The organism is Candidatus Nitrosacidococcus sp. I8, assembly GCF_945836005.1.
Taxonomy (GTDB): domain Bacteria; phylum Pseudomonadota; class Gammaproteobacteria; order Nitrosococcales; family Nitrosococcaceae; genus Nitrosacidococcus.
The window spans coordinates 489,709-507,131 of sequence record NZ_OX241534.1 but is presented as its reverse complement, the minus strand read 5'-3'; the positions used below and the strand labels follow the sequence as shown (position 1 = coordinate 507,131).

Here is a 17,423-nt window from a genome sequence, read left to right as displayed (position 1 = left end):
GCCCATCCTAAGCATAATATCTTTGCTCACCATCACCATCTACATTTTCAATGCAGCGATTACACAATTCTGGGTGAGTAGGCGAAGTACCAAGATCTGCTCGATGGTGCCAGCAACGGATACATTTGGGATAATTTGAAGCTTTGATTGTAATCCATAATTCGGGTACTTCTGTGGCTAAGGCATGCTCAGGTTTTTCTACAAGAGGATAAATTCGAGCATAAGAGGTAATAAGAACAAATCTAAGTTCATCACTAAGTAGCGTAAGTGTTTGGTATAAATTTTCATCTACATAGAGATTCACTTCTGCATCTAAGGAAGAGCCAATCGCCCCTGCTACACGAATCTGTTCTAGTTGTTTTGTAATTGATTCTCGTATTTTTAAAATTATTGCCCAAAATTCTCGATTTTGAGGACTACCATTTTTAATAGGTGTTAGTTCTTTGTACCAAGTAGTAAGAAAAACAGAGGGATCTTTTCTGTTTGGTAGATACTGCCAAATCTCATCGCTCGTAAAGCTTAAAATAGGGGCAAGCCAACGAACAAAGGCTTCCAGAATATGATACATAGCCGTTTGTGCTGATCGTCGAGCTTTATTTTCAGTATTTATAGTATATTGACGGTCTTTAATAATATCTAAATAAATGCCTCCCATATCCACCGTACAGAAATTATGGATTTTCTGGTAAATAAGGTGGAAATTATATTCTTCATAAGCTTGAATAATATCTTGTTGTAATAAATACGCCCGATCCACAGCCCATTGATCTAAGGCAAGCATTTCTACTGCAGAAATTTGATGAGTGTTAGGATCAAAACCATCTAAATTAGCGAGTAAATAACGTGCTGTATTTCTAATACGCCGATAGGAATCGGCAATACGTTTTAAAATTTCATCAGACACACTCATTTCAGCTCGATAATCAGTAGCAGCCACCCACAACCTAAGAATGTCAGCCCCTAAACTGCCTACCACCTGTTGGGGAGCTACCACATTACCTTTGGATTTAGACATTTTCTTTCCTATTGCGTCCACCGTAAATCCATGGGTAAGTACAGATTTATAGGGAGCTTTACCACGGATAGCTACAGAGGTAAGTAAGGAAGATTGAAACCAGCCCCGGTGCTGATCTGAGCCTTCTAAATAAAGATCAGCAGGTACGCTCAGGTTCTCTCTTGTTTCTAATACACAGGAATGAGTTACGCCAGAATCGAACCACACATCCAAAGTATCATTTACTTTCTCATAATCCTTAGCATCATCGCCTAATAAGGTTTCAGGATCTAAGCTAAACCAAGCGTCAATGCCTGATTTTTCTACTAATTGAGCAACTTTTTCTATTAACTCAGATGTATTAGGATGCAACTTACCTGTTTGGGCATGAATAAATAAAGGAATGGGAGTTCCCCAAGTTCGTTGACGAGAAATACACCAATCTGGACGATTTTCTACCATTCCTTCAATCCGTTGCTGTCCCCAACTGGGTAACCAAACTACTTCTTTAATTTGAGCTAGTGCTGCACCTCGTAGATTTTGTTGATCCATGCTAATAAACCACTGAGGGGTTGCTCGAAAAATAATCGGGGTTTTATGGCGCCAACAGTGGGGATAACTATGTCCAATAGATTGTTTGCTAAGAAGTACTTGATTTCCTTCAAGTACTTGAATAATAGCTTCATTGACTTTAAATACCGATTGCCCAGCAAAAAGAGGAGTATCTGGTAAAAAACAGCCGTTACTTCCCACTGGATTGTCAATAGGTAACTGATAGGATTGAGATACTACATAATCATCTTGACCATGGGCAGGGGCAGTATGAACTGCCCCAGTACCCGCCTCTAAATTCACATGATTTCCTAAAATAACGGGGACAATACGAGAATAAAATGGATGTTGTAACTTTATCCCTTCTAGTGCTTTACCCAAACAAGAGGCAACGATCTTACCGCTCTCAATGCCATAACGGGCAAGTGCTTGTTCGTAGAGTTCTGCAGCTAGAATTAAATATGATTTGGTTTGATTTGAATTAACATACTCTATTAATAGGTAGTTCAAATCTGGATTTAAAGCTACTGCTTGGTTTGCAGGTAAAGTCCAAGGGGTAGTGGTCCAAATGACAACACTAATAGGAGTTTTATTCTTAGTCTCTATTTGGAAGCAATGTTGCACTGTTCCAGTGTCAATCACTGGAAAACATACATCAATAGCAAGGGAAGTTTTGTCTTGATATTCTACTTCTGCTTCTGCTAGAGCAGATCCACAATCAATACACCAATGAACCGGCTTTACTCCTTTATATAGATGATCATTCTCAATAACTCTACCTAAGGCTCGAATAATATTTGCTTCAAATCCATAGGCCATAGTAAGATATGGATAATCCCAATCTCCTAATACCCCTAAGCGCTTAAAATCTTCCTGTTGTGTATTCACTTGCTCTTTAGCGTAACTTCGGCATCTCTGGCGAAAATCTTCTGGTGAAATTTTAATTCCAGGTTTACCTGATTTTTTCTCTACATTAAGTTCAATAGGTAATCCATGGCAATCCCAACCAGGGATGTAGGGTGCATCAAATTCGTTTAAAGCTTTTGATTTGATGATAATATCTTTAATAATCTTATTAACAGCATGCCCAATATGAATAGCACCATTAGCATAGGGAGGACCATCATGGAGAATAAATTTTTTCTCCCGATTACGACCTATTTGCCGTAGTTGGTAATAAAGATCCATATTTTGCCAACGTTTTAGCATTTCTGGTTCTCTCTGAGCCAAGTTAGCTTTCATTGGAAAATCAGTTTTAGGAAGATTTAAAGTTTCTTTATATTTCGCCACGATTGGTCTCTAATCTATTATTTTTTATTCTATCTATTATACTGGCGTTATTACTTATCGCCTATGTAAAGTATTTATATAATAAGTAAAGGAATATTTTATGCATCGAAAGCCCTTAGTTTGGCTCTTGCTATTTTTTATATTAGGTATTGCACTTGAGAAAGTAAATGCAGAAGAAGCACTCACTTCTCAGGATATTGACACGGTAGTAGTAAAAGTCACTGGGATAAAGCATGATTACGAGCGGTTTGGCTTAAAAGAAGAGGCACTTGTTAAAGAGATTTCGCAGAGTTTGGAGGACGCTGGGTTTTCTGTGGTAGATAACTATGACGAAGAGCTCACTGCTACTATACTAATTAATCTTAGGTTAATTTCATCTTATTTAGGGTATTCCTATGCTCTATCCGTAAAAATGCTTCTTCCTCACTATCAAGGTAGGCAAGAACCTTTGGTACTTTGGTCTGGTGGTAGCTCTGGGTTTTTAAGAGATCCAGAACTTTCCCGTTTACATGATTATATTATGGAAGAAATTGATAAATTTCTTACTTCTGTTTAATTAGATATTTTTTTCTTGAATTTTCAACAATCACTACTCGCTGGCACCCTTCATCGTCGCTACCAACGATTTCTTGCTGAAGTTGAATTAGCCACTGGTGAGCTCATTACTGCCCACTGCCCTAATACAGGTTCAATGAAAGGATTAGTTGCTGCGGGTACCAAAGTATATATTTCTAAATCTGATAATCTAAAACGAAAATTACCCTATACCTTAGAGTTAATAGATGTAGGTACTAGTTTAGTAGGAGTCCATACAGGGCGAGCTAATGGAATAGTCAAAGAAGCTATTGCTAAGGAAAAGGTATCAGAACTTTTAGGCTATGAAACAATAAGGCAAGAAGTGCCTTATGGGCAAAACTCACGCATTGACTTATTACTAGAAAATCCCGTCGCTCAACAACATTGTTACGTGGAAGTAAAAAATGTAACCCTTAGAGAGGAGAATAATGCACTATTCCCAGATGCAGTAACTGCACGAGGTGCAAAACACTTAGATGAATTGGCTAAAATATGTACTAAAAGTTGTCGTAGCGTTATATTTTACCTGATACAGAGAGAAGATTGTGATTATTTCTCTCCAGCAAATCATATTGATCCAGTCTATGGAGAAAAATTACAGTTTGCGATAACCCAAGGGGTAGAAGTAATAGCCTATAGTTGTCAGCTTACCCCTCAAGCTATTCATATTAATAAACCCGTACCTATTAGATTATAATTTAAGGAGTGCATAATCTCTGATAGAGATGGGCATAAGATCTCGCCATGTGCTTCCCAGTAAATAGTTGCCAATAACGGGCTTCTGCTTTTCCCCCCATTGCTCTTGCAATATCAGGAGAGTTCCAAAGAAATTCCATTGCTTTCCTAAAAGCAGTCGGATCACTAGGCGGTACCACCAATCCTGTTTCATTATGAATATTAATATAGCTAGTACCTGTACCAATTTCGCTAGAAATCATAGGCTTTCCGTACATAGCTCCTTCAAGTAGAGAAATCCCAAAAGCCTCAGATCGAAGATGAGAAGGAAAGACCATAGCTAAGCTAAGCTGAATTAAGGCAACTTTATCTTCATTAGGTAACGTGCCAAGAAAATGGATATTTCTTAATTTTAGAGATTTTGCATGGTGCTTTAAAGAGTGTTCAATAGGTCCTGATCCTACAATCACTACAGAAAAATTAGTGTCTTTCAGGGCATCTAAAAGAATATGCAATCCTTTATAGTAACGGAGCATACCTACAAATAAAAAAAAACCTTCTCCTATTTGATTGCGCCAATAATTTAATTTTGCTGAAGTCACTTGAGGATAAGTATTTTTATCAATACCAATTGGAATAACCTCTGTCTTGCCTCGATATCCGTCGAGTACTTGGCTGGTAGCTAAATAATTAGGTGAGGTAGCAACAATAGCATCAACACGATTTAAAAAAAATTTCATTAAAGGGCGATAAATAGTAAGTAAAAACTTTTGACGAATAATATCCGAATGATAAGTAAGTACCGTAGGTTTTTTTACTGATGAGAGAAAATGAACTATATCCATAAAAGGCCAAGGAAAATGGTAATGGATAATATCTACCTGCTTTGCCAATTCCATAAAGCGAAATAACGCTGCTCGGGAAAAACCAGTAGATGCTATTTGAACGTCACATTTAGCTTGATAGATTAAGTGATTTTCAAGAACTAAAGGTTTTTTACTAGATTCTTGAGCTAAAGTAAGTACTTCAGTATCAATACTGTAGATTGAAACACCCCGTGCTATTTGATAGATAACTTGCTCAACCCCTCCAATGGTTTCTGGAAAATAAGTTTTATAAAAATGTAATACTTTCATTTTCAATTAAAGACAAAATATTTAAACACTGAACCTATTCATGATGCTTTTAAGCCATACTCTATAGGGCCAGAAAAGCCGCCATTTTAAGGGAATTGCTCCATAGTGCTGGTGTACGATTTTTATTGCTTCTTGGTAATGCAATCTAGGCTGAGTGTTAGTTTTCGTTTCAGTATGTACTCTATTCACCGCAATAAATTGATCTATAAAATAAGGGGTGCCAAATTTTCTAAATAACCGCCACCATAGATCATAGTCCATCGCAAGTTGAAACTGATTACTTACCCCCCTTACCTCTTCCCAAGCAGATCGTCTAATCAAAGTTGCAGGCTGAGAGATAATACAACGCAGAGCTAGTCTATTTTCATGAAATGGTTCTACCCATACTGACCGAAAAGTATGATTTTTTTCATAAAAATTCCAGGATCGCCCATAGGCAAAAGGGGCATTTTTAAATTGGGAACTTTGAAGTGCTCTTAATAAAGTAGATAATCCTTTAGGTAAGAGCCAATCATCACTATTAAGCCAGCCGACGAAAGGTGCAGTGCCTTGTACAATACCTTCATTAATAGCTGCAGTTTGTCCCTGATCTGGATAACTACGCCACCCTGCTAAGTAGGATTCCCATTTTTTTATAATTGAAATAGACTGATCTTGGGAACCACCGTCTAATATAAATACTTCAATAGGTAATGATTGACTAAAAATAGATCTTAACGTTTGTTCAAGGTAGCTCCCTTGATTATAGGAAGGAACGGCTAAAGTAATGAGTGGTTTTTGTTTCACCACCCCTATTTAGTGAGAACTATGGGCTAAAAAATCTTGATAAGCAAGAAAAATTCCCTCTTTTAAGCCGATTTTAGCCGACCAGCCAAGAGTTTTTACACGACTAACATCTAGTAACTTACGAGGAGTACCATCCGGTTTTATAATATCAAATACGATTTCTCCCTGAAAGCCAACTACTTCCATTACAATATGAGCAAGTTCTTTAATGGTCATATCTTTACCAGTACCAATATTAAACAATCCATCAGAAGTTTCTTGCTCCATTAAAAATACACAGGCCTCTGCCATATCCTCTACATAGAGAAATTCTCGCATGGGAGTCCCGGTACCCCAAACCACTAATTCTTTGGCTTCACTTAGTTTCGCTTCATGGGTTTTACGAATAAGTGCAGGGAGTACGTGGCTATTGTGTAAATCGTAATTATCATTAGGACCATATAGATTTGTAGGCATAGCCGATACATAATGGGTACCATACTGGCTGTTATAGGCCTCGCACATTTTTATTCCTGCAATTTTTGCGATTGCATAAGGTTCATTGGTTGCTTCTAATGGTCCAGTTAACAAGTAGTCTTCTTTAATTGGTTGAAAGCAGTCTCTTGGATAAATACAACTAGATCCTAAGAAGCATAAGTGCTGTACTCCAGCTAAATAAGCACCGTGGATTAAATTAGACTGAATCGCTATATTTTCATAAATAAACTGGGCACGATAGATGTTATTTGCTTGAATTCCCCCTACCTTTGCTGCGGCAAGAAAAAGATAATCAGGTTTAGTTTCTTGAAGAAAAGTAAATACTTTACCTTGATCTTGTAGGTCTAATTCATGGCGCGTACGAGTAATAATATTTTCATAGCCTTTATTTTGCAAATTCCTGACAATAGCCGAACCCACCATGCCTCGATGACCTGCCACATAGATTTTTTTAGTTTTATTTATCATTATTTTCTTTTCCCCATAATATGGTTATATCAAATCCCGTCCCAGGAGGAAGACCCGGAAAAGATTCCTTTAAACGAAGAAAAACAGCAGACCGTAATTGAACCCAAAGCGGAAAACAATGGCTAGCAATCGAGGAAATCATAGGAGGGAAATAAATACTATGTTCTTTATGTACTTTAGTAATTTCTTCAGCACCAATCGTATCTAATTGAGTAGCAGTTTTACTCTGTTTATGCATTCGAAAAGCTGCTAAAAATCGATTTACTCGTGCAAATCTCCCCTTCTTCATATAGCGTACAAATAACTCATAATCCATCGCAAAGTGATAGCTTGAGTTTATATTCCCCTGTTTTTCAAATAAACTACGACGCCAGAAGCAAGACTCTTGAGGAATTAAATCCCAGCGACTCATAAGCCAATGACTATGGAGCGGTAAAATCCAGTGACCAATCACTTGATTTTTTTCATCAATAATACAGCGATGACCATAAATAAAATCTATTTCTGGATGATTTAAAAAATAATGAGCAACGAAATTAAGCGTTCCAGGAAGTAGTACATCATCACTATTTAAGTAAGCCATGATTTCTCCGGTAGCGTACTCGAATCCTTTAGCTATCGCAGCACTTTGCCCTCCATCAGGTTGAGATTCAAAATGGAAAAATTGTTTTTGGTAAGGGGCAATTTGTTGTAGCGTATTATCGGTGGATCCTCCATCCATAAAGATATATTCTAATTTTGGATAGCGTTGACTGATTATTGAAGCAACTGTATCAGAAACAAAATTTCCTTGATTAAAAGAAGGGGTAACTATAGAAATAGTAGGCAATTTCATATTACCCCTCTCCCTCTTGCATAGCAAAAAAACTATAATCTCCTTTACTTAGCCTATTCCAAAATAGTCGCTGCCAAAAATATACTCGAGCAGCTCTTTGGCTCACTAAAGGAGCAAACTCTATACCGTGGGAAACACTTCCTCCTAACCCTAAGCTATTTTGAATAATAGATAAAGCACTCCAATATGGGTGGGAAAAAGTGTTAAAACAAACAGATTTTAACCCAACTTGTTTGGCAAGTGCATATAATCCTTTTTTAGAGAAAATATAGCGATGATAGGGTGCGTGCCAATGGGCCCAAGTGGGACCAAACCAGTTAATTTGGCGAGAATCTAAATTAGGTGTACTTAGAATTAAAACCCCACTTGGAGCAAGCAATAAACGGAGTTGCCGTAGTACTTGTATGGGATTGTTCATATGTTCTATTGTTTGTCCCATAAAGATTACATCAAACTGATGGGGTTTTGGGATGATTTCAGTGGCTTGTGATCCATGACCTTGCCAAACTAAATGACCTTTTTTACTTGCTATCTCTACAGCTTTAGGATTTGCTTCTAAGCCAGAACCTTGCCAAGGTGTTTTTGTTTTAATTTCATCTAAAAGTTGACCTTCAAAACAGCCTACATCTAGCAATTTAAGTGGTGCTTTAATATCTATTTTGATACTTCTAAGCACTTGAATTAATTCAGCTAAAGTCTGATCTTGCCAAATATAAGGATATACTTTTTCTATGGGTAGGCGTAATAATATTTTTTCCCACCAACACTTTCCATTAAATTGACGATAAGGGGAAGTGCCTTTAGGTTCTTGAATTCCTATTGGAGGACTTGAATAATGCTGTTGATATAGAGCATCCAATTCAGTTTCTAAAATAAGTGGATAAGTAATGGCAATATTATGGCGAGTATCTAAATAAATATGATGAATTTTATCACCTCCAAAGCGCGTATCTGGCGTACTAAATAAAAGCCGCTCTGCTGGCTTATCATCAATAGGACTAATCGCTTGTCCATATTCAGTACCAATTAAGGTAACTACAGGTGGAGGCTGATTTCGAAAATCAATTGGAAAAAATAACCTATTTTTCCTCAATACTCTCCTAGCAATCCATTGGAATAAGCAATAATATTTAGCTTGAAATTCCCAATATAATTTTTGCAGTGAAGAGGCTTGGTGTAGAAAATCATTGCGAGTTTGATCCATTTCTTGACGGTAGGATTCCATATCCTGACTCAATTGTCCTTGATGAACCCGAAAAGTGCTTACATGGTTAGGCTGGCGGATAAATGTAAATTTAGCCGATAGCCTAAGCCAAAGATCATAATCTCCTGCATATTTTAGATCCTTCCTAATTCCCCCCACTTTTTCATAGGCACTTCGCCTGAAAAAAACCCCATCTTGAAAAAGAATATGCCGATTGAGTAACTGGGCAGTATTTATACCTTTAGGTTGATAAATATTTGGATATTTCCAACCATTTACTAACACACAGTCTTCATGGTAAATCACTGTCGCTTTTAAGTGGCTTGCAAAGTAACTACCTACTGCTGTGAATGCTCCTCCCTCTAGTAAGTCATCCCCATTTATATAAGCCAGTATCTCCCCAGTTGCACAAGAGAATCCCTTTGTAATGGCATCATACATTCCTTGATCCGGTTCAGAAATCACTTTATTAATTTCGTTAGGAAAATTTTTATTTTGCTGAAAATCTTTAATAATAGATAAGGTGCTATCTGTAGAGCCTCCATCTACAATAATAAATTCTAAGTAAGGATAATTCTGGCTAAGCACAGAGCTTAAGGTGGCTGTAAGATATTGCTCCCCATTAAGGACTGGAGTAACGATAGAAATTTTAGGTAACGGAGGTAATGGAGAGCCTTGAGCAATTTGGAAAAGTTTTCTTTTAATTAAATCTTTGATTCTGATTTTTATATAAATAAGATCTTCCCGTAGTCGAGTCCTTAACCCTCTATATTCAATAAGTTTGAGTTGGTGATTAAATTTTTCTTTTTCTTTTTGAGCATGTTCAAGTTGATTTTTTTGCTCCTTTTGAATCTGTACAAGTTGAGATTTTAGAAAATCTAGCTCTTTATTTTTATCTTGTAGCTGTTGGCTGATTTGAGTATTTCGTGTTTCTACTGTTTCAATATGAATATCTAATGCTTCGAGTTGCTGAGTTAAGCCCTCGATTTGGGTGCCAAAGACTCCTCTATGTTTGGGATCTGACCAAGAAATACGGCGTTTTTGAATATAATTTTCTGCTACTTCAAATAGTTTTGAAGGCTGTTGTGGATCTAGGGAAATATTAAATTTTTCACATATTTGATCACATTGTTCTCCATAACCCAGTTGGATATAGGTATCTTTACCTAATCCATTAATAAGAATTCCTATTTCATCAGAAGTAAAAACATCTTGGTATGTTCCTATAGATTGAGTATGAATATGGGGTGTATCTAAGATATTTCTATCCCCAAAGAGACTCTCTTTATAAATGGAAGGATCTAAGTTTTGATCTATTTTTTGTTTAGGTAAAGACAGGTAATCAAATATCCGATTTATTTCTGAATCGGGATTAGTCACTAAATTTTCATAAGCTATACCAAGTACTGGGTAGCTTTTAGAAAAAACTAATAAACGGTTAATTCCTAAAATATAATCAAATAAAAATGGGGTATCGTCTTGTTGGCTAATAATTTGGGGTAAATTAACCCCCCAAGATGTTTTAAAAGATGCAGCAATATCTAGTGGATTACGTACTAGTAAGATAAATTTATTTTCAGGTAAAAAACTACTTAGAAATTCTGGAATATGATAATAGCGAGGAGTTTTATCTATAAAAACTTGCTTTCCTACCTCTATTCTTTTTTTTTCATAGATGGCTCGAGCTGCTTGTTTTAAATATTGAGATCGTTGAGATCCCAAAAACTCTGTAGTTGCACCTGTAAGCAGTGATGAATCTGCTGGATGATCAATAGGCACTTTACCTAGTGCTTCTAATCCTAAAAGTAACCAAGGCTCTGGTGGGCAATAAATATCTGGGTGTTGATTAAGTAAACAGGAAAGCAAAGTAGTCCCCGAACGGGGAACACCAAGTAGGAATACTATTGATGGAGGATGATTAGCCATAGGCAAGTAGTTTTAATTTTTGTTGTGTAAAAATATCTATAGCTTGGTGATATAGTGCGTAATCTTGTTGATTTTGTTGTTTAAATTGCTTTGCTAATTTAGGAGAAATTAGATAACTATTCCCCACCCTATTAGGGTTAGCATTTTCCTCTCTTATGGTTAAATTTTTAAACAGAGGAAAAATAATCCTAAGCATTTTTATACTGTCGTTAAAGTGTTCAGTAAGCCCAATAAAATCAAACTGCATTAAAGAAAAACGCCAAAGGAATTTAGCCTGAAAATTTCTATGTTCTTTAGAAAGTAGAAATTGCTCTAAGTCCCAATTTTCTTGAGTAAATTGCTCCCAAACTCTATGCCCTATAACATCCGTTCGTTTCCAGAAAAAAAAATGAGAAATAGCTCGCTGAAGCGGATCACGTAGAAAAGTAATATAGACAGTATTAGGACGTTTCTTAAAATGAATCCCATTGAATTTGGCATATTTTCCTACAAGAAAATGGCCAAAAATTATTTGCTCAGATCTAGGCTTATTTTTAATACTTGTAAATAAACAATCCATATTTCTTTGTAAATTTCCTTTTGCTAAAGGACGATGATAATCAAAGTAAATATTATTGGATTCAGTTTCTTCTGCAATAGCATTTTTTAATGAAGTACCGGCCGCTTTAGGAATATGAACGATGACTGCTTGCATTACTTATGAAATTCATAATTGAAAAGAGTAATATCTTCTTGAAAGCGATCAGCTACTAGATCAATTAATTCTGTATCATAATATTTTATATAATCTTGATGGATTCCTTGGTTGATTTTAGGTAGTTTTTTTGTGGCAAAACCAAGAAATTGGCACAAATTAGAAAAGTCTAGGTCAATTTGTTCGTAGCGTATAATAAAATTAAAATTAGCTTTTAGATCAACCGTATTAGGTAACTGCATAAAATAGCTTATGGGTTGAATTTTATCTAAAGTACGGATAAATGCATCCCGATCCCAGTGGCTACACCCCCGATGAGGAGAAAAATAAAAAGAAATTGCTCGATCCCAAGGATTACGGATGCAAGTAATTTTTCGCTTTTCTTTAAAATTTTCGGTACTTAATACAGCAAAATAATCTGTTAAGGTAGCGTGCTTTATTGTTCCACAAGAACTTACAACCCCAAACCTATGAATCCCATCTTTATCATGACCATTCTTAACTATCCTATCTTCAGAATACTTTCCTAGTATATTTTGGATTGCATTTCCAGCTGTTTTAGGGATATGCACAAAAATAAAATTATAAGCATTACTAATCATAATCTCTGTCTTGAATCATCAAAGCGGTAGCCATGGAGCTTAATTTCGGTAGCAAAAATATCTTGAATTTTCTGAGCTTGTTCCACCGTTAAAATATTTTGGTAAGATCTATAATCGGTACGATACTCAGATTTTGCTTGCACTCCTAAAGATCCATAAAAAGGGATATTTAACTTTTTAAAGATTTTTTCTAATCCTGCAGTTAAATATTCGTAATAAATAATCTTATCTACAATAATTTTTGTAGGATCGCTAGGCTCTGTATATCGAGGAAAATTAATAGGAAACACCCCAGTGGCTAAAAATTCATCAAGGCTTAGATTACCATTAGCTCTAAACTTAGCCATGTGATAATAAGAAATAATTTTATCCCAAGGATTTCGTTCTACACAAAATTTGAAATAATTTTTCCAAGTTCTCTCTCCTATTTGATCTCGAATTTCTGCACTGGTCATACGGTTGTAAAAACCTTCATAGTTTCGGGGAGTATGAGGTGCTACAGCTGGGTAAATAGGGGTAAAAATATCAGAATCAGAGCAAATTTGGGAAAGAAAAACTTCTATGCTAGTGCTTGCGGTTTTTCCATTTTTTATAAAAATAAATTGATATTTATGGGAAATAACCATAAATTACTATGTGCAGGTTAACTGTAAATCATAAAATCCAAGTAAAGCTTTTTCCTTTTGAGAAAATACATCAAAACTTAATGCTCCCGGGATTTTATGTAAAATAAATATATTTTTCTCGCCTTGTTGATCTTCTAATCTTAGGGTTATGAAATACTTTCCCTCATTAAAATAAGCTGGTAATGCCATAGTCAAAGCAATAGGTTGTTGCTCTTTTATAAAACTACTTAAGGGGAACCATTGCCCACCAATACCCACTAAATTTCCAGCTTGAATTACTACAGAGAGAATTGGGGATTTTATTAGGGTATTTAATTGGCAAATGACTGTAAAGGTGACTATATCCCCATAATTAAAAAAAGCTTGATTATTCCCTGTAGTTTTAAAGTGAGCTGAAATGATTTCTCCCTCTTGAGTACCATAGCCTCCTCGGCTTTTCCCCTGGATTGCAGTGGTTTTATTTTTCGTTAAAGTATTTTTAACCTGTTTTGCACGAACATCCATAAAATAGGATTCTGCAATTTGTTCAGCCTCTCCTTCTGCCTTTTTTTGCCCTGTTTCTAAATAAATAGCACGACGACAAAAAGATTTTACTGCACTCATATCATGGGAAACAAACAATAAGGTAACACCTCTAGTAATTAATTCTTGTAAACGGTTGCGGCACTTAAACTGAAATACTGCATCTCCTACTGCTAGGGCCTCATCAATAATTAGAATTTCTGGATCAAGACAAGTAGATACCGCAAAAGCAAGGCGCATAACCATACCTGATGAATAGGTTTTCACGGGCTGATCAACGAAATTACCAATATCTGCGAAATCAGTTATTTCAACAAACCGATTGGAAATTTCATTACGGCTAAATCCTAAAATTGCCCCATTTAAAAAGATATTTTCTCGGCCAGTAAATTCAGGATTAAAACCACTACCCAATTGCAATAAGGCAGCAACTTTACCACGAATAGTAATTCTTCCAGAAGTAGGGCTAAGAGTACCCGCAATGAGTTGGAGCAACGTGCTCTTTCCAGCACCGTTTTGCCCTATAATAGCAACGGATTCCCCAGAGTATATTTCAAAAGAAATATTTTGTAATGCCCAAAACTCCTGATAGAGCTGCTTACGGTTTTTAAACCAAAGCTGAAGTAATCTATCTTGAGGTCGTTGATATAAGTGATAGCACTTGCTTACACTATCCACTTTAATAAGAGGAATCACAAGTATAGCCCTTATAAAATATCTGCAAATCCTGGGCGAACTTTTTGAAACCAAAAGTAGCCTAGTACAGCTATTAAAGAGGCAATGAGCAAATAAACCAAGTAACCCTGAAGTACAAACGAATCTTTATCTAAAAGACAGCTACGTACTTGCTCGATTATATAAGTAAGTGGGTTAATATTTAAAATGGTTTGAAAGGGCTGAGGAACCGCACTGGCTGGGTAAAAAATAGGGGAGAAAAATAAAAGCCCACTACTCATAAAATTTACTAATTGATTTATATCCTTAAAATAGACGGCAGTTGCAGCAATTAACCACCCTAACCCTAGTGTAATAAGGCTTAAAGGGGCAATAAAAAAAGGAATATAAATAATAGAAATTCCAATACCGCCATGAGTCATTGCCCAAGCAGAAATGAGCAATAAGAAACTAATACTGGTATGGAAAAGGCTAGCTCCTAGAGTAACCAGAGGTAAAATTTCAAGGGGGAAGACCACCTGCTTTACATAACTTGGATTCCCTGTAATTAGAAAAGGAGCCCTAGTAATACACTCGGTAAGTAACCCATGGAGGGTAAGCCCTGTAAAAAGCATTAAAGAAAAATCAAAGGTAGTTTCTACTGCCAACCCTTGGCGAGCTTTAAATACTACCCCAAAGACAAAAGTATACATAATGAGAGAAAACAATGGATTTAACAAAGACCATAAAAATCCAGCAAAAGAACCACGGTAGCGCCCCGCAATTTCACTCCATATGAGCTGAAGAATAAGCTCTCTATTTTTTATAAACTGCTTAAATGGAGTAATAAGAAACATAGGGGATATAAAGCTAACTATCTTATTAAAAGATCGGTACCTAACCAATCAATTAAGGTAGATCGATAATAACTTGCTTTTTTAGTTTGTAGCTGTGCTAAGGGGTGGAAATTATCCGTTAATAGGATTCCTTTTGTTTTATCTACTGTAAATAACCGTTGCTTCAGCCAAATACTTTGACTAAGGCTAAGAAATTTTTTATTTAGATAAATAGGACTACTATTAGCTAAAAAAATAAAATCGTTAAAATCTTTACCGGGATCAGAAATAAAAACGGTTTGATGAGGAAAAACCTGATCTATAGTCTTTGCAACAGAGGCAAGGGCAGGATTTTTACCCTCTTCAGCAAAAGCTACAAAATTAAGCACTAACATTCCTTGCTCTGAAAGTAAGGATCGTAATTGAATCAGAGTCTCTACAGTAAGTAAATATTCAGGCTCTGCTCCTCCAGTGAAACAATCATGAATAATTAAGTCATAAGTGTCTTTTAAATGGCGGATTTTATAGCGAGCATCACCTATCATTACTTTTCCGGTAGGAATAAAACCAAAATAATCGGTTGCAGCTTGAGCAACGGCAGAATTAATTTCTAAGGTATCCACTGTAATTCCATATTGGCTTTTAAGTACTGTTGCCATATGCCCTGCTCCCTGTCCTATAAGCAAAGCGTGCTCTACAGAGTGATTCGCTAAGAGAGGAAGTAAAGGGATAATATCTTGATACGCTAGCCTATTTTGGCCATTGTGGATACTAGCTGCCCCAATTATAGAAGAGTCAGTAGCAAGCAAGCGGAGATCTTTCTCTGGCTCATCAATCACCCTTACCCAGCCATATAAACTCTCTTGTGTAGATAAAATTTCAAATAAATGCCCTCCAGGGTATATAGAATTATTGCGATTAGTATTTATTATCCCTAATACTCCAATAGCGACTGCAGTAATAAATATTATGGATAGAAAAAAAATATAAACTTTTGATTTTTTCCTTTCATAAAAAGCCGTAATTCCCGAAAGGATAAATAACACTGCCCCAAGCCCAATTAGAATTTGATAAGATCCTATTCTAGGAAATAAATAAAATCCTAAAAATAAAGTACCTATGACACTCCCCAAGGTACTAATACCGTAAATTGTGCCAGCGCTAGCGCCCACTTTTTCCAATGCAAAGGAAGATAAGCGAATAGTCATAGGGCTGACCATGCCTAAAAAAACTAAGCAAGGGGAAAATAAGATGAATGCACTTAAAAAAGCACCCAGCTGTAACTCAAAAGAATCAGTAGCAAGTAATACAGGGCGAGTAATCCAAGGAATTAAAAAAATACATAAAGCAGCGCATGCAATCACTAGAGATAAGTAGGGTTTTTTAGTTCGATCAGCCCAATAACCCCCAATAAAATACCCTCCAGCAAGTGCCATCATAGTCACTGAAATTAAAGCAGACCAGACATAAAGACTGGCTCCATAAAAAGGGGCAACAATTCGAGTGCCTAATAACTCTACAATCATCACTGCAATTCCTACCAAAAACACGGTGAGATACAACCTTATTTTTTCAGATCTAGGCATGAAGGAATTTTTATAACCTTAATTATTTAGTTAAGAAACTACAGCAACAGCAGATATATTATTATTTTGAATAGGCAATAAGTTATTTAAAGTACCTCCGGTGTTACCTTGAGTATCTACCCAAAAATAAGATAACCCTGAATTTTCAAGCCATTGCTTTCCCTCTTTTTCCTTAAGCATAGCGATGGTTGAAGTGCTGCCAGCTACTACACATAAATCACTGATTACGGTTACCGCAATTAAATGCTGTACTGGCCAGCCTGTTTTGGGATTAAGTATATGACCATAACGAATCCCATTGAATAAAAGGTAGCGCTCATAGTCTCCACTACTGGCAACAGCTCCTTGATGAAGCAACACTTTACGGATTGCTATCCCTTTTTGCTCTGGATGGCGAATTCCAATACACCAAGGATTCCCATCTATCCTTGGACCAATAATTTTAATATCACCCCCTAAATTAACTAATCCTCCTTTAATCCCTGCTTGTTGTGCTAAAGCAGCTACTTTATCTGCGGTATATTCTTTAACAATTCCACCAAAATCTATTTCCATGCCTGCTAAAGGGAATATGAGTACAGGAGGCTCCCACCGTAACTTTTTCCAGCCAATTTTATCTAGTAATACCTGAATTTCTGAGCTACTGGGGATAATTTCTGATTTGAAGTTCCAAGCCCGGCGTAAAATCCCAGAGGTAATATCAAATAACCCATCGCTTTGGGTATAGCAAATAGCTGCATAGTTAAGTAGCCCTTGAGTTTCATAATCCACGGAGATATGCCCTCCAATAGCTGCTACTTGGTTAATTCGAGAAAGAAAACTCTTTGGTTTATAACGGGAATAAAGATTTTCAAGCCGATTTATTTCTTCAATAACTTCGTTGATTGTCCTTTCTGCTTTTATCTTACTTTTTGCATAGATTTGAAGTTCACAAGGACTACCCATAGCCTTGAAAGGATGATGGTAAAGCTTCATAAAGAGAGG

15 protein-coding genes are annotated in these 17,423 nt (G+C 36.3%); 2 read left to right on the top strand and 13 right to left on the bottom strand.

Features of this window, described 5'->3' with window-relative positions:
- Window positions 1-7: 7 nt before the first annotated feature.
- Window positions 8-2,836 (bottom strand): isoleucine--tRNA ligase, encoded by a 2,829-nt coding sequence (gene ileS / locus OOL07_RS02620; RefSeq protein WP_264694865.1) that lies wholly within the window; start codon window positions 2,834-2,836, stop codon window positions 8-10.
- 100 nt (window positions 2,837-2,936) lie between these two features.
- Between ileS and OOL07_RS02615 the strand changes: the two genes are divergently transcribed.
- Together OOL07_RS02615 and sfsA are read left to right on the top strand one after the other, a co-directional pair.
- The gene (locus OOL07_RS02615; RefSeq protein ID WP_264694863.1) at window positions 2,937-3,392 is read left to right on the top strand and encodes a hypothetical protein; all 456 of its coding nucleotides are present in this window, start codon (window positions 2,937-2,939) and stop codon (window positions 3,390-3,392) included.
- Between the two features lie 15 nt (window positions 3,393-3,407).
- A complete protein-coding gene (gene sfsA / locus OOL07_RS02610) occupies window positions 3,408-4,109 on the top strand; it encodes a DNA/RNA nuclease SfsA (RefSeq protein WP_264694861.1) in 702 nt (233 codons plus the stop codon).
- 1 nt (window position 4,110) lies between these two features.
- Here the strand turns inward: sfsA and OOL07_RS02605 are convergent, their stop codons facing one another.
- The 12 genes from OOL07_RS02605 to OOL07_RS02550 are packed head-to-tail and all read right to left on the bottom strand — an operon-like array spanning window position 4,111 to window position 17,414.
- Window positions 4,111-5,223 carry a glycosyltransferase family 4 protein gene (locus OOL07_RS02605; RefSeq protein WP_264694859.1) on the bottom strand — a complete coding sequence of 371 codons (1,113 nt, stop codon included), beginning with the start codon at window positions 5,221-5,223 and terminating at the stop codon, window positions 4,111-4,113.
- A 21-nt stretch (window positions 5,224-5,244) separates the two neighbouring features.
- Complete coding sequence (locus tag OOL07_RS02600) at window positions 5,245-6,009, bottom strand: glycosyltransferase (RefSeq protein ID WP_264694857.1); 765 nt, start codon at window positions 6,007-6,009, stop codon at window positions 5,245-5,247.
- Window positions 6,010-6,018: 9 nt separating this feature from the next.
- Window positions 6,019-6,951, bottom strand: a complete 933-nt coding sequence (locus tag OOL07_RS02595) for a GDP-L-fucose synthase family protein (RefSeq protein ID WP_319804039.1) — start codon at window positions 6,949-6,951, stop codon at window positions 6,019-6,021.
- Window positions 6,944-7,789: a glycosyltransferase family 2 protein gene (locus OOL07_RS02590; protein ID WP_264694853.1), complete on the bottom strand. Its 846-nt coding sequence runs from the start codon at window positions 7,787-7,789 to the stop codon at window positions 6,944-6,946. The genes OOL07_RS02595 and OOL07_RS02590 overlap by 8 nt, the downstream gene beginning before the upstream one ends.
- A 1-nt stretch (window position 7,790) precedes the next feature.
- Window positions 7,791-10,919, bottom strand: a complete 3,129-nt coding sequence (locus OOL07_RS02585) for a sulfotransferase (protein WP_264694851.1) — start codon at window positions 10,917-10,919, stop codon at window positions 7,791-7,793.
- Complete coding sequence (locus tag OOL07_RS02580) at window positions 10,912-11,613, bottom strand: sulfotransferase family protein (protein ID WP_264694849.1); 702 nt, start codon at window positions 11,611-11,613, stop codon at window positions 10,912-10,914. Before OOL07_RS02580 ends, OOL07_RS02585 begins: the two co-directional genes overlap by 8 nt.
- Entirely contained in the window at window positions 11,613-12,215 is a 603-nt protein-coding gene (locus OOL07_RS02575; protein WP_264694846.1) for a sulfotransferase family protein, read from the bottom strand. The genes OOL07_RS02580 and OOL07_RS02575 overlap by 1 nt, the downstream gene beginning before the upstream one ends.
- Complete coding sequence (locus tag OOL07_RS02570; protein ID WP_264694844.1) at window positions 12,212-12,841, bottom strand: sulfotransferase family protein; 630 nt, start codon at window positions 12,839-12,841, stop codon at window positions 12,212-12,214. Before OOL07_RS02570 ends, OOL07_RS02575 begins: the two co-directional genes overlap by 4 nt.
- Before the next feature lie 6 nt (window positions 12,842-12,847).
- On the bottom strand, window positions 12,848-14,059 hold the full coding sequence (locus tag OOL07_RS02565) for an ABC transporter ATP-binding protein (protein WP_264694842.1): 1,212 nt from the start codon (window positions 14,057-14,059) through the stop codon (window positions 12,848-12,850).
- A gap of 11 nt (window positions 14,060-14,070) precedes the next feature.
- Complete coding sequence (locus OOL07_RS02560) at window positions 14,071-14,874, bottom strand: ABC transporter permease (RefSeq protein WP_264694840.1); 804 nt, start codon at window positions 14,872-14,874, stop codon at window positions 14,071-14,073.
- A gap of 17 nt (window positions 14,875-14,891) precedes the next feature.
- Window positions 14,892-16,439 carry a fused MFS/spermidine synthase gene (locus OOL07_RS02555; RefSeq protein ID WP_264694839.1) on the bottom strand — a complete coding sequence of 516 codons (1,548 nt, stop codon included), beginning with the start codon at window positions 16,437-16,439 and terminating at the stop codon, window positions 14,892-14,894.
- A 30-nt stretch (window positions 16,440-16,469) separates the two neighbouring features.
- The gene (locus OOL07_RS02550) at window positions 16,470-17,414 is read right to left on the bottom strand and encodes an FAD:protein FMN transferase (RefSeq protein ID WP_264694837.1); all 945 of its coding nucleotides are present in this window, start codon (window positions 17,412-17,414) and stop codon (window positions 16,470-16,472) included.
- Window positions 17,415-17,423: the final 9 nt, after the last annotated feature.